Annotated in this window: 18 protein-coding genes; 11 read left to right on the forward strand and 7 right to left on the reverse strand. The window is 53.9% G+C overall.

The genetic code is table 11. The features are described from left to right. Positions 1 to 18: 18 nt before the first annotated feature. The 3 genes from ACFSX3_RS32035 to ACFSX3_RS32045 all read right to left on the reverse strand — a co-directional run bounded on the left by ACFSX3_RS32035 (position 19) and on the right by ACFSX3_RS32045 (position 3,540). On the reverse strand, positions 19 to 468 hold the full coding sequence (locus tag ACFSX3_RS32035) for a hypothetical protein (RefSeq protein WP_209994592.1): 450 nt from the start codon (positions 466 to 468) through the stop codon (positions 19 to 21). 239 nt (positions 469 to 707) lie between these two features. Then, positions 708 to 2,585, reverse strand: coding sequence for an FAD-dependent oxidoreductase (locus tag ACFSX3_RS32040; protein WP_209994590.1), 1,878 nt, complete (start codon positions 2,583 to 2,585; stop codon positions 708 to 710). A 49-nt stretch (positions 2,586 to 2,634) separates the two neighbouring features. Continuing rightward, positions 2,635 to 3,540 carry an FMN-binding protein gene (locus ACFSX3_RS32045; protein WP_209994588.1) on the reverse strand — a complete coding sequence of 302 codons (906 nt, stop codon included), beginning with the start codon at positions 3,538 to 3,540 and terminating at the stop codon, positions 2,635 to 2,637. A 482-nt stretch (positions 3,541 to 4,022) separates the two neighbouring features. On the opposite strand from ACFSX3_RS32045, the gene ACFSX3_RS32050 reads away from it, so the two are divergent. The 5 genes from ACFSX3_RS32050 (at position 4,023) to ACFSX3_RS32070 (ending at position 8,398) form a co-directional block, all read left to right on the forward strand. Next, positions 4,023 to 4,226, forward strand: a complete 204-nt coding sequence (locus tag ACFSX3_RS32050; RefSeq protein WP_036695255.1) for a CsbD family protein — start codon at positions 4,023 to 4,025, stop codon at positions 4,224 to 4,226. A 201-nt stretch (positions 4,227 to 4,427) separates the two neighbouring features. After that, on the forward strand, positions 4,428 to 5,843 hold the full coding sequence (locus tag ACFSX3_RS32055) for an ATP-binding protein (protein ID WP_209994586.1): 1,416 nt from the start codon (positions 4,428 to 4,430) through the stop codon (positions 5,841 to 5,843). 101 nt (positions 5,844 to 5,944) lie between these two features. Then, on the forward strand, positions 5,945 to 7,219 hold the full coding sequence (locus ACFSX3_RS32060) for an MFS transporter (protein ID WP_209994584.1): 1,275 nt from the start codon (positions 5,945 to 5,947) through the stop codon (positions 7,217 to 7,219). Positions 7,220 to 7,245: 26 nt separating this feature from the next. Then, positions 7,246 to 7,908 carry an oxidoreductase gene (locus ACFSX3_RS32065; protein WP_209994582.1) on the forward strand — a complete coding sequence of 221 codons (663 nt, stop codon included), beginning with the start codon at positions 7,246 to 7,248 and terminating at the stop codon, positions 7,906 to 7,908. A gap of 109 nt (positions 7,909 to 8,017) precedes the next feature. Then, on the forward strand, positions 8,018 to 8,398 hold the full coding sequence (locus tag ACFSX3_RS32070; protein WP_036722134.1) for a RidA family protein: 381 nt from the start codon (positions 8,018 to 8,020) through the stop codon (positions 8,396 to 8,398). Between the two features lie 310 nt (positions 8,399 to 8,708). On the opposite strand, the gene ACFSX3_RS32075 is transcribed toward ACFSX3_RS32070, so the two are convergent. Next, positions 8,709 to 9,473 (reverse strand): tryptophan-rich sensory protein, encoded by a 765-nt coding sequence (locus ACFSX3_RS32075; RefSeq protein WP_209994581.1) that lies wholly within the window; start codon positions 9,471 to 9,473, stop codon positions 8,709 to 8,711. A 197-nt stretch (positions 9,474 to 9,670) separates the two neighbouring features. Between ACFSX3_RS32075 and ACFSX3_RS32080 the strand changes: the two genes are divergently transcribed. The 3 genes from ACFSX3_RS32080 (at position 9,671) to ACFSX3_RS32090 (ending at position 16,563) form a co-directional block, all read left to right on the forward strand. Next, entirely contained in the window at positions 9,671 to 12,127 is a 2,457-nt protein-coding gene (locus ACFSX3_RS32080; protein WP_209994579.1) for a glycoside hydrolase family 31 protein, read from the forward strand. Positions 12,128 to 12,612: 485 nt separating this feature from the next. Further along, entirely contained in the window at positions 12,613 to 15,708 is a 3,096-nt protein-coding gene (locus ACFSX3_RS32085) for a DEAD/DEAH box helicase (RefSeq protein WP_209994577.1), read from the forward strand. Positions 15,709 to 15,747: 39 nt separating this feature from the next. Then, positions 15,748 to 16,563, forward strand: a complete 816-nt coding sequence (locus tag ACFSX3_RS32090) for a hypothetical protein (RefSeq protein WP_209994575.1) — start codon at positions 15,748 to 15,750, stop codon at positions 16,561 to 16,563. A gap of 191 nt (positions 16,564 to 16,754) precedes the next feature. Here ACFSX3_RS32090 and ACFSX3_RS32095 read toward each other — a convergent pair whose 3' ends face one another. Beyond that, positions 16,755 to 17,417 carry a GTP pyrophosphokinase gene (locus tag ACFSX3_RS32095; protein ID WP_209994605.1) on the reverse strand — a complete coding sequence of 221 codons (663 nt, stop codon included), beginning with the start codon at positions 17,415 to 17,417 and terminating at the stop codon, positions 16,755 to 16,757. Positions 17,418 to 17,703: 286 nt separating this feature from the next. After that, positions 17,704 to 18,078 (reverse strand): hypothetical protein, encoded by a 375-nt coding sequence (locus ACFSX3_RS32100; protein ID WP_209994573.1) that lies wholly within the window; start codon positions 18,076 to 18,078, stop codon positions 17,704 to 17,706. Positions 18,079 to 18,357: 279 nt separating this feature from the next. Here ACFSX3_RS32100 and ACFSX3_RS32105 point away from each other — a divergent pair, with 279 nt between their 5' ends. From ACFSX3_RS32105 to ACFSX3_RS32115, 3 genes are read left to right on the forward strand one after another with little or no spacing between them, the layout of a single operon-like run. Continuing rightward, positions 18,358 to 19,203 carry a zinc ribbon domain-containing protein gene (locus ACFSX3_RS32105; protein WP_209994571.1) on the forward strand — a complete coding sequence of 282 codons (846 nt, stop codon included), beginning with the start codon at positions 18,358 to 18,360 and terminating at the stop codon, positions 19,201 to 19,203. A gap of 36 nt (positions 19,204 to 19,239) precedes the next feature. Next, positions 19,240 to 20,058 carry a TrmB family transcriptional regulator gene (locus ACFSX3_RS32110; protein WP_209994570.1) on the forward strand — a complete coding sequence of 273 codons (819 nt, stop codon included), beginning with the start codon at positions 19,240 to 19,242 and terminating at the stop codon, positions 20,056 to 20,058. A gap of 49 nt (positions 20,059 to 20,107) precedes the next feature. Continuing rightward, positions 20,108 to 20,413, forward strand: a complete 306-nt coding sequence (locus ACFSX3_RS32115) for a hypothetical protein (RefSeq protein ID WP_209994567.1) — start codon at positions 20,108 to 20,110, stop codon at positions 20,411 to 20,413. Between the two features lie 342 nt (positions 20,414 to 20,755). Here the strand turns inward: ACFSX3_RS32115 and ACFSX3_RS32120 are convergent. After that, positions 20,756 to 21,439, reverse strand: a 684-nt coding sequence (locus tag ACFSX3_RS32120; protein WP_379313765.1) for an IS3 family transposase, incomplete at its 5' end; no start/stop codon positions are given.

Genomic DNA, 21,439 nt, shown 5'->3' on the forward strand with positions numbered 1-21,439 from the left:
CGTTCGTGTTCCCACCTGTCAAATGGCTTTGCTGGTACGGCTTCGTTGTCTGCGCTCCTGAATGAGGAAATCACCCAGCTCCCGGGCCGGATTGTGTTCCGTGAACTCTCCATTTGAACGTTCGATCTGCATTTTTTTGATGGAAGGGGCCATATAGGCCACCAGATCCAGCTCCCGGCATTTCACTGCAAACTGCAGGTAGAAGCTGTACAAGTAATCTCCATCCAAAATGTTGCGGGTCAGGTCAGGATGATGTGGGACACATTCCTTATGGCGCTGTGCAGCCACGGTAAGAATGGTATAAATGCCTAGCAAATGGATTTTGCGGTCATGTTCCAGATCATGGCGTTCCAGTACCGAGAGCATATGCTCGCATTCTGCCGGAGAGAGAGACAACTGAATTCCGGCGATCTTCGACATTTCAGCCTGAAGCAGCCGGAATGTATCTTGGGTGATTTTTTGGTTCACAAGCTTCTCTCCTTCTTGTCGGTTTTGCTGGATGGAACCAAATCCCTGATTATCCCTACAAAACCATTTTGTTGAAGATGCACACATAATTGTACTTTCACCTTGTTAAACAAGGAGAGTAATGTGTCCTAGGGACACATTACTCTTAAGAATATCCTATTCAGCTTGCAGCAGCGCAGCCTGTGCATACGCCGCTGTTATAAATGAATGTAGTTCTTAACTACCGGTTACCCGGTTCATCAGTCGGTATACAGATACCAGCGCCGGACGAGAGGAATCCTCTTCCACTGCTTCTTGAGCCAAGGAAGAACATAGTAATCCAGGCCGAACACGCTGCCGGAACCGCCGATGCAGGCAATCGCTGCGCCAACATACCAGAGCATTTCTGTTGCTGCCATCTTGGTGGTCCAGATCATAACCGCCATACCTATCGTGGCCAGAGCAGAGATAGCTGTGAACAGACCAACGATCAGCATTACACCGAACACGATTTCGGCACATACCATACCGATTTGGAACCATTTGGCCAAGAAGGTGTAAGAACCGTCCGGGTTATAGAACATAAGATCCATGAACCAGTTAGAGATATCATAGATGAAGCCTGGAACCGGAAGAGCCGATACAGCTTCTTTGGCAGTGGATACTGCGGAAGCGGCAGATTGGGCATCTACGGTAGTTTTGACTGCATCAACAGCTACACTGGCAGCTGAAGTGGCGTCGGCATAAGGAGCAGCAGGAATCAGGAAAATCTTATTCGGATCAACCCAGATTTTGCGGATCTTCTCTATACCTTCATATAACCACATTCCCCCGAGGAGCATACGGAGCGGAACGAGCCAGAAGTTCGGCGAACGCTTGGAGAAGTAGCCGCCGACGAAGCTCTTGCGGTTCTCAACATGGAAGAACTCGTGCATCATGTAAGTCCAGACCTTGTTGAAACCCACAACCTGGGACAGATAGAACATATTGATGAAATGTTTGGACAACATAGCCATGAAGCCGGTCAGCATGAAGAACTTGCCCGGAAGACCCACGTTCGCTACACCGTAGCGGCTGCCGATCGAAACCATGGTGCCATGGAAGCCTGGTTTGTATGCTTTTTTAGGCGTACCCTTGATATCGGCAGTGATGTTGCCTGCGATAACCGGAGCTGCTTGTTCAGCATTCTCAACCATTTGTGGAACTGGACGTTCTTCGCCTTCAGGGATGAAGAAGATGTTATCCCCTACAACGTATACGTTCTTATGGTCAACACTCTCGAGGTGTTCATTCGTAACAATACGTTTGCGGCCTTGCTGTTGAACATCAAGGTTGCCGACGATTTCGGAGCCTTCAACACCGGCTGTCCAGACGATTGTCTGTGCATCCACGATGTTCTTCTCGCCGAGGGCAACAGAGCCTGTGCCAACTTCGGTGATTTTGGCGCCGGTAACAATTTCTACCTTCAGCTTGCGCAGACGGGCTTCGGCTTTCTGAATCAGCTTCTCCGGCAGGATAGGCAGAATCTTCGGAGCCATATCAGCCACGACCAATCTAACTTCGGATGGATCAATGAAGAATTCCTTACAGAGCTCCTCGCGCTGCTCGGCCATTTCACCTACAAGCTCAACGCCGGTAAAGCCGGCACCGATGATTACGAAGGTCAGCATTGCGCGGCGGGTAGCCGGGTTCTTTTCCTTCGCAGCTTTGGTGTACATGTCGCGGATCTGACGCTTCAAGACAACTGCATCATCGTAGGACCAGAAGGAGAAGGTGTTCTCTTCTGCTCCAGGGATTCCGAAGAAGGTTGGCTTGCTTCCTGTGCCGATAACCAGATAATCATAAGCATAGGTGGCTTTGTCGGACTTCAGCTTCTTGTTCTTGAAATCAATGTTGCTGATTTCATCCAGAACAACATCTACCTTCAGGCCGGCAAAGATTTTCTTCAAGTCAATTTTGATCGAATCCTCAGGTGCGCGATTCGCAGAAACCTCATGCAGCTCAGTCAAAAGAGTGTGGTATGGATTTCGGTCGATCAGTTTGATTTCTACATCTTTGTCGTTCTTAAATTTCTTTGCCAGTTTCTTAGCCGTGAGTACGCCGCCGTAGCCGCCGCCCAAAATGACTATTTTCTTCAAGAGAAACTCACCTCATTCATCTGATTAGCTGCAAAAGGGTAGCGAATAGTTATTTCGCGCCTTCAAGTGCTTTTTGTGCAAGTGTGAAATATTCACCAACGTGGATGGATACGCCGGAAATTGCGTCTGTTTTACCTTCAGCATCCAGGGCAGGAGCTGTGCCTTTGTTCTCAAGGTAGTATTTCTCGGCAAGGGCGATTTCTTCATGCCATTCAGCAGCAGCGCCGCCGGCTTTCATGCCGTATTTGCCGTCTACAGAATATTGTTTCTTATCGTCGCCTGCAGCATTCACACCGCTGAAATTAACAGCTACAACGTTGCCGTTAGCAACAGACAGAGCAACAGTGGACTTCCAGCCGGATTTAGCATCCATTTCGCCTTCAGCAGTATATCCGCCATCTTTGTATGGGCCTGCTTGTGCAGGGCCGGCAGCAAGTGCAGCCTGAGCCGCGCCAACGAAATCACTAACGTGTACGGATACACCGGAGATTGCATCTGTTTTGCCTTCAGCATTTACAGTGAGAGCAGCAGGATCTTGTTTTTCAATCAGGTAGGCTTCAGTAAGAGCAGCCTGTTCATGCCATTCGGACTTCGCACCGCCGATTTTAACCAGACCATAGTTGCCATCTTCGGATACTTTTTTCTTCAAGTCGCCCGCTTTTTTAACATTGAAAGCATTCCAGTCAGCTTTGGTGATTTTGCCGCCTTCTACAGTCAGTTGTGTGAAGGTCTGCCAGCCAGTCTCTGGATCGGCATCCACTGTACCGTAGTAGGTTCCGTCCTGGTACTTGCCTGTTTCGGCTGCAGGTGCAGTAGTTGCTTCAGTTGCGGCAGTAGCAGTTGCTACAGGTGCTGTTGTTGCAGCAGCGTTCTCTGCTTTGTTGCTGTTGCCACAACCTGCGAGTAAAGTACCCAATACCAGAGCGCTCGACAAGATTACAGAAGCTTTTTTCATTTTGATATGACCTCCAAGAAAATAGTTTAAAATATATATATTAAAATGTAAAACATTTTAATAGCAGTGGAAGTGATAAAAATCACTTTATAAATGATAAATGTCACGTTCAACTCGGTCTTAAGTCCCTTTTTGTAGCAGGCATACGACATATATCGGCATGCAATAAGAAAAAATTTAATCATATCGTTTCTTGTTCGATGGCATTTTAGCACAAGCTGTAGAACTATCATGTGAAAATAATCACTTAAATCATAAATAAATTTACTTCTGAAGTATATCAAATTTTAAGATATTTGAATAGCTTTTTTAAAAGACTTTTATGTGACAAAAGTTGAGTATTTCTGCAAGGTTTCATCCCGGAGGAAGAGAAGCCCCGGCACAGCTCGGAGATTCAGTGAAAAGTCATAGGGGTAATAGTTCACAAGCAATTATAAGCTTTCGCCAGACATTAAATAGACAACTAAGGAGATGAGCTTGTAGTGGATAACAATGTGATCAAAGGCAAATGGCTACAGATTAAAGGTGAAGCAAAGAAACAATGGGGCAAGCTGACAGATGACGATCTGGATATCATCGACGGTGAAAAAGACAAGCTGGTAGGCAAGCTGCAGGAGCGTTACGGCCATTCCAAGGATGAAGCCGAAGCGGAGTACCATAAATGGGAGTCCTCCCACCGCAGCTAATCAGCAGTTAACGATAAGAAGGGCACTAGAAGAGCGCAAATCGTATCTGATTTGCGCTTTTTTGCCGTCTCCCGGACATGTCGAAGCCTTCACTCTCATACATATACATATGCAATAGCCCTCACGCTTCATGTTTTTCATTCCTCCAGTATGATACTATAAATATTATTGTGAACTTATTTTCGCTGCAGGAGTGAAGCCATGGAATATGTCAAAATCTTTTTTGTGAATACAGCTTTACTAATCACTCTGTCGTATCTAGCGAATCTAATATACAAGTACACTGTAACCCACGCATCCGAGCCTGTAAAAAGAGTAAGCTGGGTGCTGCTCGCGGTCTTCGCAGGGTGGATCAGCACCTTTTTCGGCTACAGACTGCATGAGCATGTCATTTTTGACCTGCGGTATGTACCGCTGATCATTTCTACACTGGCTTACCCCCAGCCCTTGGTCCTGATTATCATCGGAATCGCAACCGGGCTTACGCGCCTGACCTTTGGAGTGAATGAGGCAGCGCTGGTAGGCGTGCTGAATCTGACTATCCTGGGCTTTGTCTGTGCCGCTCTAAGCGTATGGATGAAGCGTTCGTCTTCGTCGGTGATTTATAAGGGGATTGCTACTATTCTGGTAGTCAATGTAGTGAATGTGCTGAATATTGCCGTATTTGGGGTCATTCCCACACATGATTACATAACGAAGATTCTGCCGGTTACCTTTCCCGCAGGCCTTGTCCTCAGTGCTCTGTTCGCGCTGATTATCCGCGATTTCCATCTGGACCTGATGCGTACCGGACAGATCATTAGAGCGAATAAGCTGTTGTCCGAGCAGACGGAGGAGCTGCATAAGAATAAAATTGTGCTCGAGGAAAGAGCCAAGCAGCTCATGCTCGCCTCACAGTTCAAATCAGAATTCCTGGCGAATATGTCCCATGAATTAAGAACCCCGCTGAACAGCATTATCAACCTGTCTCAGATGATTGAAGAAGGCGATGAATCCCTGAGTGCGGAGGAGCTTGCTGAATATGGGGGGATCATTCACCGCTCCGGGGAGGATCTCCTGTCGCTCATCAATGATATTCTCGATCTGTCCAAGGTAGAGGCAGGGAAGCTGGATATTATTATAGAGGATTTAAATACCAGCGAGGTCCCTGATCTGCTCGTCCAGCAGTTCGGCGTCTTAGCCAGACAGAAGCAGCTAACCTTCAGTGTGGCTCTGGACGAGGAGGTGCCTGCGGTAATCTACACGGACCCCCAGCGGGTGCAGCAGATTCTGCGCAATCTGCTCTCGAATGCGTTCAAGTTCACAATGACTGGCGGGGTCACTATGAATATCCGTGTAGTGGAACGTCAGGAGGGGGCTGCTGCACAGAAGTGGATTGCCTTTGAGGTGCAGGATACCGGAATCGGCATTCCCCCGGAGAAGCATGATCTGATCTTCGAGGCCTTTGAACAGGCGGATCTCAATGTCAGCCGCAAGTATGGCGGTACGGGGCTGGGCCTATCTATCAGTAATGATCTGGCCAGGCTCCTGGGCGGCTTCATTACCCTGCATAGCCGCGAAGGCCAGGGCAGTATATTCTCCTTACATTTACCACTGCATTCAGGCGCGTCCGTATAATCCCCGCAGCTCCAACTTTATTTGTGATTTCGGTGTATTGACAGGAACCTGGTGCTGAGTAGAATGAAGCAAAAGCCGCATCAAAGGAGAGTCAACACCCCATGAACATCATGAGAAACCGGCCGCTGCGGAACCGTTCCAAGGATTTGCGCAAGGCCTCCGTACACCGCAAGAATCTGCAGATCGCTACCTTTGAGGGGATACCGTCCACCATATTCCAGGTGCTGCTGCAAGGCCAATTTCTTACAGGCTTTTTGTTATACCTGGGTGCCAGCTCCAGTCAGATCGGATTTGTCCTGGCGCTTACTACATTGGTGAACGTCGCACAGATTGGTGTGGCCTTCCTGATCCAGAGGCTGCCGAGCCGCAAGTGGGCGCTCGTGACTTTTATTGGCTTACACCGGCTGTTGTGGGGATCTACGGGCCTGGTTCCGTTTGTTTTTCCGCAAGAGCATTGGGTTACCGCCTTCATCGTTCTTTACACGATTGCCTTCATTGCCAACACTGCAGGCGGTGTGCTGTGGAACTCGGTCATCAGTGACCTGGTGCCTGCAAGGGTCCGGGGCCGTTATTTCGGCATTCGTAATACGTTCCTTAACGCGCTGGGAAGCCTGGTGATGTACGGAGGCGGTATTATCCTTGACCGTTATCCGGGCGGACACGGGTTCCTTATCCTGTATATTGTAGTGTGGGTTTTCTCCATCTCGAACATCGTGGTGTTCTTCTTCTACCCGGATGTGCCGTTTGAAAAATCTGAAGAGAAGGCCTTCCTGCCGATGCTCAAGAAGCCGCTTCAGGACAAGCTGTTTATGAAATCCACGCTGTTCCTGTCTGCTTGGCTGCTGCTGCAGAACCTGACCGTTCCGCTGTATTCCTATGTCATGCTGCAGCTGCTGAATATCAATTATGAGAAGCTGTCTCTGCTGAATGTCGCGCAGACGGTCTTCATGATGGCCAGTTTCTATGTCTGGGGCAACCTGAATGCCAGGCACAGCAACAAGAAGCTGCTGCTCTGGACGCTGCCGATTATCGCGGTCTCTTCCCTGATCTGGGGACTCTTGTCCGTGCTGCCGATGCTTCCGGTATTATTCGCAGCCCATATTGTATTCGGTGTGGGTGTGGGCGGTTTCAACCAGCTTGCCTTCAACTTCATTATTGGAGATACGCCGAAGCGCGAACGGCCGATGTATATGGCGATGTATGCGGCGCTCACCGGTCTGGCGGCCTTCTTCGGCCCGCTGCTGGGAGGCCGTATCTATGAATGGATTAAGGAATGGCCCCAGTGGATGCAGATCTATGGCATGCAGTTAGTGGTAGGCGTGCTGATGATTCTGCTGGCACTGCTGCTGGGCCGCCGTATTCTGCGGGATGAATAAGGAGGAATACTAAGGAGGCTATTTCGGTGACAAGAATTGCACTGGTACTGGGAGCTACAGGGCTGGTCGGCAGTGCGCTGACCCGGGACCTGCTGGGCGGGAATTGGGACGAGGTCCGTGTACTGGTCCGCCGTCCGCTTGCGCTAGAGCATCCCAAGCTGAGACAGATTCAAGTGGATTGGGACCGGCTTGAGCAATACAGCGAGCAATTCGCCGGTGTATATGCAGTATTCTGCTGCCTGGGAACGACGATTAAGCAGGCGGGCTCGCAGGAGCAGTTCGAACGGGTAGATCTGGAGTATCCGCTTGCCGCTGCGGCCCTGGCCAAAGAGCATAACGTGAAGCAGTTCCTGGCCGTGTCTTCAATGGGAGCCAGTGCCAAATCGCACACCTTCTATAGCCGCATCAAGGGGCGGACGGAGGAGGGCCTGATTGCTGCCGGATTCCATGGCCTGCATCTGTTCCGGCCTTCGTTGCTGCTGGGTGACCGGGCAGAATTCAGGCTGGGTGAACGCGCCGCGGCTGTGCTGATGAAGGCGCTGGATTTCGCCATGATCGGCAAGGCTGCGAAGTTTCGGGCTATTCCGGCCGCCACGGTAGCGCGGGCAATGATGAATATTGCCCTGGCCGATACAGGCGGCGTTCATATCTACACCAATGACGTCATTCATGTGATCGGCAAGCATTAGGGGGGCATCAGGGTTTGCAAACCGCAGACCCCAGGACTTACAATAAACATACAATTAGAATGTACATAGCGGTCTATAGGCCGCGTACAGCATGCAGGAGGCGTTCGATATGACCAAAAAACAAGTAGCTACAAAGAAAGCTCCAGGAGCGATCGGCCCTTACAGCCAGGCCATTGTTGCCGGCAACTGGGTCTACACTTCAGGCCAGCTGGGAATGGACCCGGAGACGGCGGAACTGCCGGGCAGTGTGCAGGAGCAGGCACGCCAGTCGCTTAACAATGTGAAGGCCATCCTGGAAGAGGCCGGAGCCTCAATGGATCAGGTGGTGAAGACAACCGTGTATCTGAAGGACATGAATGATTTCGCGGCAGTTAACGAGGTGTACAGCACCTTCTTCACCGAGCCTTACCCGGCCCGCAGTGCCGTTGAGGTAGCCCGTCTGCCGAAGGACGCGCTGGTTGAGATCGAAGCGGTAGCACGCAAGAAATAAGCCAGGCCGGATACATCCGGTAAGGGCATAGTACAACGAAATCCCCCACACGTGAAGCAGGCGTGTGGGGGATTTTACGTGCGTATAAGCATATCTACATAGATTGAACTTGAAAACTTAAGGAAAGGGAAAAGTGGCGGAAGGGAATTTTGGAACTGGAGGAGCGGTAGCGACCGCCTTTGTCTGCGGATTTCAACCGTTAAAAAACGGGATAAATCAAATGAAATCTGCAGACAACAGCGGCTGGAAGTCCAAAACTTCTCTGGAGTCACGGCTAATCCCAAAATAGAAAACCATTAGTTCAATTTATTTAGTATCTGCTGCGGGAACGGCGCGGAGTCAGCAGCAGCCAGATACTGTAGAGCAGAAGAAGGCCTGCTGCAATCAGTCCGGTGAAATACACCTCACTCGTGTCCTTATGTTCAAGAGCAATGGCGATGTAGGCCCAGACGAAGACGAGCGGATAAATGCTGTCCCGGTACGGGTAGCTTACCAGCACAGCCAGCAGAGCACCGACGCAGAGCATGATGACTGCCCAGAACGGGGCGCTGAGTCCGAAGCCGTCCCAGTCATTCTTCACCAGCACAACGCTGACATTGACAATGGTGGCTACCGAGATCCAGCCGAGGTAGAGGCTGAACGGCAGCTTCACGAGCCACTTCTCGCCAGTCGTGGGGTCTGCGATGAAGCGGGTTTTGCGGTAAATGACGATCAGGGAGAGCAGCAGAAGCACCATCGCCACCAGCGACAGCTCAATGTACAGGTAATGCCAGAGGAGCAGCCAGCCCATATTGAAGAGACAGCTGAGCATGAACCAAATCCCGATCCGCTGGACGGAATCCCTGCCCCCGGTATCGCTGCGGAACTGATAAATAATGAATCCGGCCAGCAGCAGATAAATCAGGGACCAGATGGAAAAAGCATATCCGGCCGGTGTGAGATACGTATGATACCTGTCCGAGATTTCGGCGGTGCTGTTCCCGCCAAGCGGCAGGACGACCGAAAGGGTATTGACGGCAATGACGCCGAGGAAGAGCAGCAAATTCCCCCACTTATAAGGATTAGTTCTAGTCATATGACCACTCCCTAACTTGGTTGATAACTACGTTTTGGCCTTGGCCTATATAGAATATACCCGCTTTGGCGGCAATTAAGACTAATCCGGCGAAAAAATGACCAAATGGTCATAAAAATCGCGGATAGCATTCCTCGGGCCCGGGGTAATATGTAGTCAAGCAGTGGATCAGCAAGCAGCGAAGGGGGATAAGAAACATGGAGAGCAGTGAGGCGATACGCCCCGAGAAGATGGGGCCGCTGGTGATGAAGGAGACCTGGAACACGCCGGGCAGCGTGGTGTCCTGGGAACGCTCCGAGAATATCTATATCGTCCGGGGGGAATGCGCCGGGATGGCTTTTATCTTCCTGAGCGATGATATGTTCCGGATGAAGGTCTTCCATGATAAGGTGCCGGACCTGACCACCTCGGAGGCGGTGCTGAAGGAGTGCTGTATTCCGCATCTGTTTCCGGTAGAGGAGACGGAGGAGCAGCTTATTTTCTCTACCGGTGCCATCCGGTTGATTATTGAGAAGGCTTCGTTCCTGCTCCGCGTGGAGAATACGGCAGGCAAGGTGATCATGCAGCAGAATCTGGCCAGCTGGAACCCGCGCGGCGCAAGCCATGCGGAATATGATATGCAGCCGGACTCGCATTTCTACGGACTGGGTGAGAAATCGAGCTTCCTGGACAAACGCGGGGAGCGTTATACGAACTGGAACACCGATGTGTTCGCCCCTCATCTGCCGGAGATTGAAGCGCTCTATGAGTCCATACCGCTCATTATCCACATGCACGGTGACCTCTCCTACGGGCTGTTTCTGGATAATACGGGCCGGAGTGATTTCGACATGCGCTCGCACGGCATTGCTTTTACCATTGGCTGTTCTACGGGAGCATACGATATCTACTTCATTAATGGTCCCGAGATGAAGGATGTCGTCCGAAGATACACCACGCTCACCGGCCGGATCGCGCTGCCGCCCAAGTGGGCGCTTGGCTATCACCAGTCCCGCTACAGTTACATGAATCAGCAGGAGGTGCTGCAGCTGGCCAAGACCTTCCGCGAGAAGAACATCCCATGCGATGTAATCTATCTGGATATCCACTATATGGACGAGTACCGCGTATTCACCTTCGACCCTGTCAACTTCCCTGATCCGCAGAAAATGATCTCGGAGCTTGCGGAGCTGGGTGTGCGCATTGTCCCGATTGTCGATCCCGGCGTCAAAAAAGACCCCAAATACGAGGTGTATAAGCAAGGGGTGCTGGAGAAGCATTTCTGCCGCCGCCTGGAGGGCGATATTTTCTTCGGTGAGGTGTGGCCGGGGATCAGCGCCTTTCCTGATTTCAGCGACAGCCGGACCGCCGAGTGGTGGGGAGATCTGCACAAATACTACACGGAGCTTGGCATTCAGGGTATCTGGAACGATATGAACGAGCCTGCGGTGTTCAATGAGACCAAGACGATGGATCTCGATGTGATGCATTTCAACAACGGGCGGCCGGTGACGCATGAGGAATACCATAACCTGTACGGGATGATGATGTCCAAAGCTACCTATGAGGGGCTGGCCGAGCATATGGGGGGCGAGCGTCCCTTCGTGTTGACCCGTGCCGGGTATGCGGGCATCCAGCGCTATGCGGCTGTATGGACCGGCGATAACCGCAGCTTCTGGGAGCATATGGCGATGGCGATGCCGATGGTGCTCAACATGGGGCTGTCCGGGCTGGCCTTCTCGGGGCCGGATATCGGCGGGTTCGCCCATCATACATCGGCGCAGCTGCTGGTGCGGTGGACACAGATGGGCGTGTTTTTCCCCTACTGCCGGAATCACTCCTCCATCGGAACGCTGCGCCAGGAGCCGTGGTCCTTCGGGGAAGAGGTGGAAGGGATTCTGCGTGAATTCATCGGGCTGAGATACCGCTGGATGCCGCATTTGTATAATCTTTTTCATGAAGCGGAAATGAGCGGTCTGCCTGTCATCCGTCCGCTGGTGCTCGAATATCCGCGTGATCCGCATGTGACCAACCTGTGCGACCAGTTCTTGCTGGGTGAAAATGTGCTGATTGCCCCGGTCTACCGCCCGGATACGGATCACCGCTCCGTCTATCTGCCGGAAGGCAGCTGGCTGGATTATTGGGACGGAGAGATTCACGAAGGCGGACGCCATATTCTTGCAGCTGCGCCGCTGCACATCATGCCGATGTATGTGAAGGCCGGCTGCTTCGTGGCCGAGGGCCCGCTGAGACAGTATGCGCTGGAGGACACGGAGGAGACAATCATCTTCCATCTCTATGGGGCGGAAGCGGCTGCGGGCTTCTCTTCGTCCTTCAAGCTGTACGAGGATGACGGCCACAGCTTCAGCTACCGCAAGGGGCAGTATACGGAGCTTACTGTGCAGGCCGAAGGCGGGGAAGGTGTGCTTGCGCTGAAGTGGGCGTATGCGGCGCATGACTATAAGCCGCGCCGGGAGACGCTGCGGTTCGCGCTCTGCTATCCGTTCTTCACTGTCGCTGCGGTGGAGGGGCTGGCAGAGATTAGTCTGGAGGAGCTGAATGAAGGGGCGCTAGGCTGGGCCCGGAACGGCAAGAACGGAGCGATCATCGTTCAGGTAGCGGATGCTGCTGAGGGCGGGGAGCTGCGGATTCTTGCGGAAGCGGAGCAGGGATAGGGAAATGCGGGAAACAGTGGAGGTTCAGAGTTAAACTAGTAGAGTACGTGGGCGTGCAGTAATATCCGGGCGATAGCCGGGTGGGAAGTAGATGACAAAGAGCCGGCTTCGTTCCGCAGGGAGGGGAGTGCGGCTCTTTATGCGGACTGGAGAGGCTAAGTGAGGGTGAAGGGACTGGATAAATAATTCAGTTTGGCTGCCTCGAAGGCAAGCGGGGCTGCGATTTGCTGCAGTTACCGCTTAATTGCAGAGAAATTTGCGGAAAATCACAGAAAATGTGCAGAAAGATTTTTAAATATAGGCATTTTCGTATAAGATGAAGGGATGAAGAAAAAGTTGCAGTTATCACCGTCATAGGAAGGCTGTACAGCTACAGCTATTGCCGCTGGTACGGCTTCATAATATATTTCTCGCGCAGCAGGATGCAGTCTTCTGGACAGGAAGGGCTGGCTCTTGCTGTGTGCTCAAAAGAATGGAGATCAACAATGATTAAGCATCTGTATGCAATATGGTTAGGGGACGTATTATTCTGCTTCTCGGGCGAAACCTCCGAGCCGAAGGTGGATGCATGGACACGCGTGATCAAACGGCTGGAGCTGCGCAGTGGCTGGCGTCCTTTTGCGGGGGCTGCGCTGCGTCTGGCGGAAGTGAAGTATCCTGCGGCCGCCGCCGTGGAGGGCAAACCGGTGCGGCGCGGACTGCCAGGGCGCACGCTTGAAGGGCTGGCGCTGTCGCCCAAGGATGCCTTCGAGCTGCTGCTGGCCTGGGATGAGCAGGCGAGCCGTGCCCAGGGCATTGAGCCTGGGGGAGAGCTGCGCTATTGGTCGGCAGCGGCCCGGTTTGCGCTGGAGCTGATGGGCAAGGGCGGGATTGTGCCCGGCGCCCAGCCGCCGCGCAAGGTGGGCACGCGGCGGCGCGGCGGCGAACAGGCCGCTGCCGTATGCTGGTCACCGGCGTTCCGGGAAGAGGCGGATAAGGAATTCTTCCTGCAGATGGCAGCCTCCATGCCGGTGCTTGCGCTCGGCACGCACGTAGCCGAGGAAGGCGACCTGTCCTCGCGCGAGGAAGCGGGCGGATATGTGCTGTATTCCTTCCTGCAGGCAGTTATGACCGCCGAGATCAAGAATGTGGTTGCCGCGCATGAGAGTGCGCTGTCGGCATATAAGGCCAATTATCGACGCGGCTATTCTCCGCTGACCGAGCTGTGGTGGAACAGTCTGCTTACCGGCAGCCGGGATATCCCCGTGCAGGGAACCCCGGCTGAGGTGACTGAGCTGCTGGCGGTGGTGAACGAGACGGCGGGCCATGAGGTGCCGCATTTCGAGACCGAGGAGGCCCGCAGCGGGCAGCTTAGCCTGGGTCTGCGGCTGGAGCCGCCGGCGGAGGAGAGTGAGCTGTGGCAGCTGACCTTCTGGGCGGAGAGCCGGGAGGAGGGTGAATTCTGGATTCCGGCGGAGGCAGTCTGGAGCAGCAGCGAGCGGGAATTCACTCTATGGGGCAAGCGCTACCGCAATATTCAGCAGCAGCTGCTTGCTGCGCTGGGACGGGCGGCGAAGAGTTCGCCGGATATTCAGCGTTCGCTGGCTGAACCGGCCCCGCGCGGTGTTGAGCTGCCCCCGGAGCGGCTGTATTTCTTCCTGAAGGAGAGTGTGCAGCAACTGCGTGAACGGGGAATTACCGTGCAGATGCCTTCACGCTGGAGCCGTGAGGGACGGCGGCGGATTGGTATGAGAATGAAGATGCAGGCGCAGCCTCCGGCGGGCGGAACAGATGGTCCGGTACAGGCGGCGCTGGGTATGGAAGAACTGATCTCCTTCCGCATTGAAGCCTCTCTGGGGGATTCCGACATCACGGAGGATGAGTTGAATGCCCTGGTGGAAGCGGGCGTACCCTTTGTGCGCTTCCGGGGAGAATGGATTGAAGTGGACCCGAAGGAAGTTCGTCAGGTCTTAAGATATATGAAGCGCAACGAGAGCGGAGAGATGACGGCAGCCGACTGGATGCGTCTGGAGGCCGAGGATGGCGAAGACAGGCTGTGGAAAGGCATGTCGGTTACCGGCATGGAAACCTCCGGCCTGCTGGCTTCGCTTATGCACGGCGATGTTCTGCGCGGGATACCGCTGCGTCCGGTGCCGGAGGATCTGAACGGAACGCTGCGTCCTTACCAGGAGCGGGGTTACCAATGGCTTACGGCACTTAGTAGCCTGGGCTTCGGAGTCTGTCTTGCGGATGACATGGGTCTAGGCAAAACCATACAGGTCATCACCTGCCTGCTGGAACAGGCGCTGAATGCACCGCCCGGTGAGAAGCAGGAGCCGGTGCTGATTCTCTGCCCGACCTCGCTGCTGGGGAACTGGCAACGGGAATTGCAGCGCTTCGCCCCTTCGCTTAGCTTGCATATTCACCATGGGGGACGGCGGGTGCGCGGCGAAGGGTTCAGGGAGCTGGCGGCCAGCCATGAGATTGTGCTGACCACCTACCATCTGGCGGGCCGGGACAGCGAAGACCTGGCCGGGGTACGCTGGTCCACCGTTGTGCTGGATGAAGCGCAGTACATCAAGAATCACCGCACCAAGCAGGCGCAGAGTGTCATGAAGCTGAACGCGCCGCACCGGATCGCAATGACCGGGACTCCGGTGGAGAACCGGCTGGGCGAGCTGTGGTCGATTTTTCATTTTCTCAACCCAGGCTATCTGGGGACGTATCATTCCTTCCGTCAGCGTTATGTGTCAGGAGAAGGCGGCGAACGTCTGCGTGAGCTGCACCGCTTGGTATCGCCCTTCCTGCTGCGGCGTCTCAAGAGTGACCCGGATATCTCGAAGGATCTGCCGGAGAAGCTTGAGCTGAAGTCTTATTGTCCGCTTACGGAGACACAGGCTGCATTGTATCAAGGGGTTGTGGATGAGATGCTCGGCGTCATCGGCGAACGCTCGGGCATGGCCCGGCGCGGGCTGGTGCTGTCTTCCCTGACCAAGCTGAAGCAGATCTGCGATCATCCCCAGCTGTTCCGTAAGGATGAGGGGCGGAGCCTGCGCAGTGAGCCCTCGGGCAAAATGGATGTCATGTTCGAGGTGCTCGACAGCATTTCCGAGCTTGGCGAGTCGGCGCTGATCTTCACCCAGTATGTGGCGATGGGCGAGCTGCTGGTCAGCCGGCTGGCCCGAAGATACGGGCAGACACCGCTGTTTCTGCATGGCGGCATTTCGAAGCGTGAGCGCGACGAGATGGTGCATGCTTTTCAGGAGGGAGAAGGTCCAGCCTTCTTCGTTCTGTCGCTCAAGGCAGGAGGCGTAGGCCTCAATCTGACAAGGGCCAATCATGTGCTGCATTATGACCGCTGGTGGAACCCGGCCGTAGAGAACCAGGCGACGGACCGCGCCTTCCGGATTGGACAGCACAAGAATGTGCAGGTGCATAAGCTGATCTGCCAGGGGACGCTGGAGGAGAGGATCGACGAGCTGATTGAACGAAAAAAAAGCCTGTCCGAGCAGGTTGTAGGCTCCGGCGAGAACTGGTTGACCGAGATGTCCAACCATGAGCTTAAAGAGCTGATTGAACTACAGGGACAGGATTGGATGTAGATCAAGTGAGATGCTGTAAAGCAGAAGGAGGAAGCATCTATGAATGAGCTGCTGGAATTGCGGTTGGAGGTGCTGCCCGGAGTCATCAAGGCCACCGGGAGTCTTGGGCCTGCTGCTGAAGGAACAGATGACAGACGCAGCAGCAAAGCCGGAGCAGGGATAGAGAAGCAGGGGGAGCGGGCGGAACCAGTGCCGCAGGTGCAGCGGGAGGCTGTCACCCTGCGCATTCCGCAGTGGACACCCGCCCGGAAGAATGAAGTGCTGCATCAGCTCGCTGCGCATCCGGGAGAATTGTATGATCTGCTGCAGGGCAGCCTGAATGGCGGGCTTGCTGCGCTAGAGATATTGCCAGCAGATGACGAGCTGAGGCTGGTAGCGGATGAACAGGGCACGGGCCTGCTGCCCGCTGAGGAACTGGTGCAGCGGGTTCGGCAGCAACTGACCAAGGAGCCGCTGCTTGCGTTTGCCCTGCGCGGACTGTCCAAGGAAGAGCTGCTCTCCGGCGTGTTTGCTCTCTGGGCGGAGCAGGAGAATGAGCGGATTGAAGAAGAGGGCACGCCTGCGCCTGTGTCGCTGGCCTCCGAGCTGGCCCGGCTGGAGCGCAAGGGTCCGGCCGTCTCATCGGGAGAATGGCTGGCCGAGGCGGCGGCCGAAGGCTCGCTGCATCAGCCGGGGCCGCTGTTTCATGAAATCTCCTCCCGTCCTTTTCCGGCTATGCCTGAGGTGATGGAGCCGGAGGAGGACTGGAGCGCACTCCTGCCTCAGACACCCAAGGCGCGTGAAGGGCTTGCGCTGCTAATGCGCCGGGTCTCGGAAGCCGCGGCGAAGCGTGCGTCAGGCTTGAATAAGCTGTAGGGGCGCGGGTACGTGAGCTGGGCTTGAGAAGCAGTATTCTGCACGGGAATAAGGTGGATAAATCCCTGCCAGCAAAACAAAAGAGGAGCACAATAGTGCCCCTCTTGTAGTCGGATAACTACCTAGCTGTGGTCATGTTACCTTAATGTCTGCCCAGTTATGTTATTCACTTATGCTGCGGTGATGCGCAATTAAGACTTGTTACCACCGCTACCTTCCGACAGCTCCAGGATCTCCCGGCGCAGGCGGAGCATCTTCTGGTCCAGCTCATCAGCGGCACGGGCGGCTTCCTTAAGCTCCTCGGCCACATGGGAGGGAAGCTGTTTGTCGAATTTATAGTAGAGAATATGCTCCATGCTGGCCCAGAAATCCATGGCTAGCGTACGCAGCTGCATTTCTGCCTTCACCCAGCGGGTGCCATCCAGCAGCACCAGCGGAATAGCCACGATTAGATGCAGGCTCTGGTAGCCGTTCGGCTTCGGATGGGCGATGTAATCCTTAATCTCAAGCACACGGATATCCTCGCGGGCACACAAGTGATCCACCAGCCGGTAGATATCCTTCACGAAGGCGCAGACAATTCGCATCCCCGCAATATCATGGATGTACTGCTCCATATTATCCAGGTTAAGCTCATAGCCCTTACGTTCCATCTTTTGCACAATGCTCTTCGGTTCCTTGATCCGTGACTTCACATGCTCGATCGGGCTGAAGCCGTCACGCACCTGCCATTCGGTCCGGATGATATCGATTTTATTCTCAAGCTCATTCAGAGCATGACGGTACAGCGCCGGCAAAGCCTTGAAATTCTCAACCTGCTTGGCAAAATCCTCGTCAATCTGCCACTTCTGCATATCCTTCACATGGACCTGCAACTTGTTCAATGTAGCTTGTGTACTATCATATTCTTCCACTGAAACTCTCCCGGTTTTCGTTATTTGTGACTGTAGACAATGAACGGATGACTACGGCGATCTCATACCCTGTGCTTGCAGCTGATCTGATTCTATTTTAACCGATGTACAGCCCAGGAAGCAAAATAAAACCGTAACCCTGACCGAAGAGAAACATTCTTCCCTCCGGCGCGTATTAGCACAGTATAGGCATTAAGCCGTCCGTAAGGCGCAGCTCTGTTCATTCTTATTTGTTGGTGGGAGAGCCTGTGCCGTAACCTTCATCCTGATAGCCCGTGTTCTCCAGCTTCTGCAGGACCTTCAACCCTTCGATCTGAAGGCGTGTCTCGTCGGTACCGTGGTCGTGCAGATACTGGAACAGGCGTATGGTGGCGTCATCGAACTGTTCTGCGGCATCATCGTGATCGGCTGACTTGTAGGGGACCAATGCACGCCGGAAGGCGTAGTCATCTCCACTGGACAAATCGGTGAGGAGATCCTGAAGCACGGTCAGCCCGTCATTCGATAGCAGAATCTCGTAGTCACTGGAATCGCCCCTCTCTTCCTGAATCAGACCGTGATTCACAGAGACGAAATATCGGTTAAGGTTATCGTCAGGCACAATTCATCCCTCCATCATTCGATAATGTACGGGTACGCAGGAACGGAGGACAGCAGAAGGCAATACGTATGATTGCTTCTTCCGCAGCATACTCATTCCAATAAGAACGTTAGCCGCCTCTACTTGGTATTTACCACATGACGACAAATAATGAATCTGCCGTGGACTTTTGGTATGATAGAATCACATTTCCGCTGCTGCATGGAGCGGCAATTGGAATAGAAGGATATACGCGGCTGCGAATCAGCCTATTCTCACTCTGGAGAAGGAGGAACTACAATGAATTTTCTGCAACGCATTAAAGACGGTGCCAGCCGGGTGAGTGAAAAAGCGCAAAGCTCGGTGGAAGTGAGCAAGCTGAATGGGCAGATTTCGGATATTGAGCATGAGATGCAGGTTGAATTTTTGAAAATGGGGAAGCTTTTCTACGAGGGATATCGTTCAAGGGATATGTCGGTGGCTGAAGGCCAGATGATCGAACTTGCGCGGGGCTGTAACAAGCTGCAGGAGCAGATCGAGGGTGTACGCTCAAGAATTGCCGAGCTGAGGAATGAACGCCTATGCGCCTGCGGTCAGATCGTGGCGATGGATGCCAATTTCTGTCCACATTGCGGACGTAAGCTGGAAGCACGCAAACCGGAGGGCCGGGGGCCGGAGGAGCAGGAAATCTCACTGCGTAAGGAACCGTCTTCGGCGGCAGCCGCTGCCGCAGCTCCGCCTGCGGTTACCGTACATACGGTGCTGGAGCATGAAGATGAGGAAGACCAATACTACGGCGAGGAAGAGCTGACCGAAGCGGAACGGGAGCTGGCCAGAAGACCCGAAGCGCGTGTGCAGTACGCTGAGGTGCTGCCTGAACGGGAAGAAGAGGCAGAGCTGGAGGAGGTTGACCGGATGGTTGCCGGTTCTGACCGGAGCCGCCGGGAGGCAGATGAGCTGGAACGGGAACGGGAGCGGCAACTCGAGCTGGACCGCCGGATCAGGGACTGGAAGGCAAGTGAGCCAGACGAAGAGCGGGTAGCCGGAGACGCGGATACACGGGAGATCGTGAATTGCCAGATCTGCCGCGCAGATCTGCCGAAGGGCTCTATGTGGTGCCCGCGCTGCGGCTCGGAGCAAATATAGACAGTGTAGTACTGACAGCTTAGGGGGACAACATAGATGGAACAGTTGCTACTGCATCTGCGCAATTTGGGTTTCACAGAGATGGAATCCAAAATTATGGTTGAGCTGGCCACCAAGGGCCAGGCTTCGGGCTACGAAGTGGCAAAGCAGCTAGGAGTATCAAGATCGAACGTATACGCGGCGCTTCAGCGCCTGACCCAGCAAGGCTACGTGCGCTGCGGAGAAGGGGAGCCGGCACGCTACAGTGTGCTGGACCCGGAAGAGCTGGCGACGATGATTTCCGGCCGGGTGCAGGCCTCGCTTGCGTATATGGAGAGTGAAATGCCGCGCGGAGGTCCGGTCAGCCCCTCCTTCTACAACGTAGAGGGTGACCGGAATGTAATCGGAGAGCTCGTCCGCCAACTGAATCTTGCCGCTCAGGAGATTGTAGTGGATGTGTGGCGGGAGGAAGCCTCGCTGCTGCGCAGTGAGCTTGAGCAGGCGGAGAAGCGCGGAGTGAAGCTGCTCTGGGCCTTTGACGGCGGTGACGCTGTACCGGCACCTTTTCCGGTGTGGCCGCCCCTGCCGGGCAAGCCGGAACGCAGCGGAGGCCGGAAGTTCTCCTTCGTCGTGGACCGGAGCTGGTGCATGCTCGGCATGCGCTATGAGGACGGGAGTGCCCAGGCCGTGGTTACCGAGCATCCGGTGCTTGTGGAGCTGCTGCTCAAATCTTTTACACAGGAAATGGTATTGTTCGAGCTGGAGGAGGATATGGGCCCCGATCTGCAGAGACGCTACGGGGAGCGCTACAGCCGGATCTACAGCAAATATGTGCTGCATGATCAGGAGGAATCCGGGGAAGAGCCGGAGGAATAGGGCTACAATAGCAAGTGCCCAAGTTCACTAAGCAAGGGAGGTGACAAGCATGGAGTGTATTGTACATTTTGAAGTGCAGCATGCAGAGGGCGTCAAGCCGCTGCGCGGACTGCTGTTCCTGGAAGAGGGTAAGACCCCGGGAGAACAAGAGCTGGTGGAGATGTTCAAGGACATGAAGTTCAACGTGCGGCTGGATGACCGGGAAAAATGGATTTTCAAGCCCGTGGCTCCGGGAGAAAGTTATTCCGAGATCCGCATTACCAGCTTTGACAACGGGAAGAAAAGCAGCAAGCCGGAGGGTGAGCTGAAGTCTATAGTCGGCAACTTACTGCCCCAGAAACCAACAGGGATATAACCGGAGCAGCGGCGTTCCAGCGGTTTTTGTCCGCTAGTAAAATTACTGCTGCTAGCGGAGGATATCTTTGTGAAGAAGGTCTATTCCTGCACGAAGCAGGAAACGGACCGGGCGGAAACGTGAAATATATAACAAAGAGCAGGCCCAAGGTATTCCCCTGGGCCTGCTCTTTGTGTTGGGAGAAATATCATTCCAACTTCTTCATTAGCTAGAACAATCTGCAGCCAGACCAATCTGCTCCTAACGGACCTGAGAGACCTTATCCCCTGGAAAACAACACTTTTGGTGTCTTAACGGACCGAGAGGAGACCTTAAGTGGACCTCTGTCAAGAAAGTAGATACTCACGCAACGGATGCCGTCGTAAATTGCTTAGCGAATCGGGCGGGGGAAAGATACCCCAGCGTGCCATGCATTCGCTTCCGGTTGTAGTAAAACTCAATGTATTGGTAAATGTCCTGGTACGCCTGCCCTGGAGTTTTGAAACGCGGGTTACAGTAAATGAGCTCCTTCTTCAAGATACTGTGCCAGGATTCAATACAAGCGTTATCGTAACAGTTTCCTTTGCGGCTCATACTTGATTCCATCTGGTACGTCTTCAACTGCTCGGTATATTCCTTGGAGGTATACTGCGATCCCCGATCCGAGTGGTGGAGCAGCCCCGGGCCGGGTCGCTTGGCTTGATAGGCAGCCTGCAAGGCGTCTAAGACCAAGCTGGTTTCCATGTGGTCCGATAACCGCCACCCTACAATTTCGCGCGTGCACAGATCCATGACGCTGGCCAGGTACAACCGGCCTCCACGGCAGGGGATGTACGTAATATCTGTCACCCAGGCGGTATTGGGCTTGTCGACGGTAAACTCTTGATTCAGTGTGTTCGGGGCAATAGGGTTGTTGTGCTTGGAATCCGTGGTCTGTACACGGTACGGCTTAGAGACCACCGAGCGGAGCTTCATTTGCCGCATGTACACACTCACCGTACGTTCGGTGAGGGTATAGCCTTCCTGGTGCAGCAGTCGAGTGATTTT

It is taken from the genome of Paenibacillus rhizoplanae (assembly GCF_042684125.1).
GTDB lineage: Bacteria > Bacillota > Bacilli > Paenibacillales > Paenibacillaceae > Paenibacillus_AQ > Paenibacillus_AQ rhizoplanae.

Excerpts from the sequence above, each read along its gene's own strand:
- ACFSX3_RS32045 (WP_209994588.1), bottom strand. The coding sequence starts at position 3,540 with ATGAAAAAAGCTTCTGTAATCTTGTCGAGCGCTCTGGTATTGGGTACT.
- ACFSX3_RS32055 (WP_209994586.1), top strand. The coding sequence starts at position 4,428 with ATGGAATATGTCAAAATCTTTTTTGTGAATACAGCTTTACTAATCACT.
- ACFSX3_RS32060 (WP_209994584.1), top strand. The coding sequence starts at position 5,945 with ATGAACATCATGAGAAACCGGCCGCTGCGGAACCGTTCCAAGGATTTG.
- ACFSX3_RS32070 (WP_036722134.1), top strand. The coding sequence starts at position 8,018 with ATGACCAAAAAACAAGTAGCTACAAAGAAAGCTCCAGGAGCGATCGGC.
- ACFSX3_RS32075 (WP_209994581.1), bottom strand. The coding sequence starts at position 9,473 with ATGACTAGAACTAATCCTTATAAGTGGGGGAATTTGCTGCTCTTCCTC.
- ACFSX3_RS32080 (WP_209994579.1), top strand. The coding sequence starts at position 9,671 with ATGGAGAGCAGTGAGGCGATACGCCCCGAGAAGATGGGGCCGCTGGTG.
- ACFSX3_RS32085 (WP_209994577.1), top strand. The coding sequence starts at position 12,613 with ATGATTAAGCATCTGTATGCAATATGGTTAGGGGACGTATTATTCTGC.
- ACFSX3_RS32090 (WP_209994575.1), top strand. The coding sequence starts at position 15,748 with ATGAATGAGCTGCTGGAATTGCGGTTGGAGGTGCTGCCCGGAGTCATC.
- ACFSX3_RS32095 (WP_209994605.1), bottom strand. The coding sequence starts at position 17,417 with ATGCAGAAGTGGCAGATTGACGAGGATTTTGCCAAGCAGGTTGAGAAT.
- ACFSX3_RS32105 (WP_209994571.1), top strand. The coding sequence starts at position 18,358 with ATGAATTTTCTGCAACGCATTAAAGACGGTGCCAGCCGGGTGAGTGAA.
- ACFSX3_RS32110 (WP_209994570.1), top strand. The coding sequence starts at position 19,240 with ATGGAACAGTTGCTACTGCATCTGCGCAATTTGGGTTTCACAGAGATG.
- ACFSX3_RS32115 (WP_209994567.1), top strand. The coding sequence starts at position 20,108 with ATGGAGTGTATTGTACATTTTGAAGTGCAGCATGCAGAGGGCGTCAAG.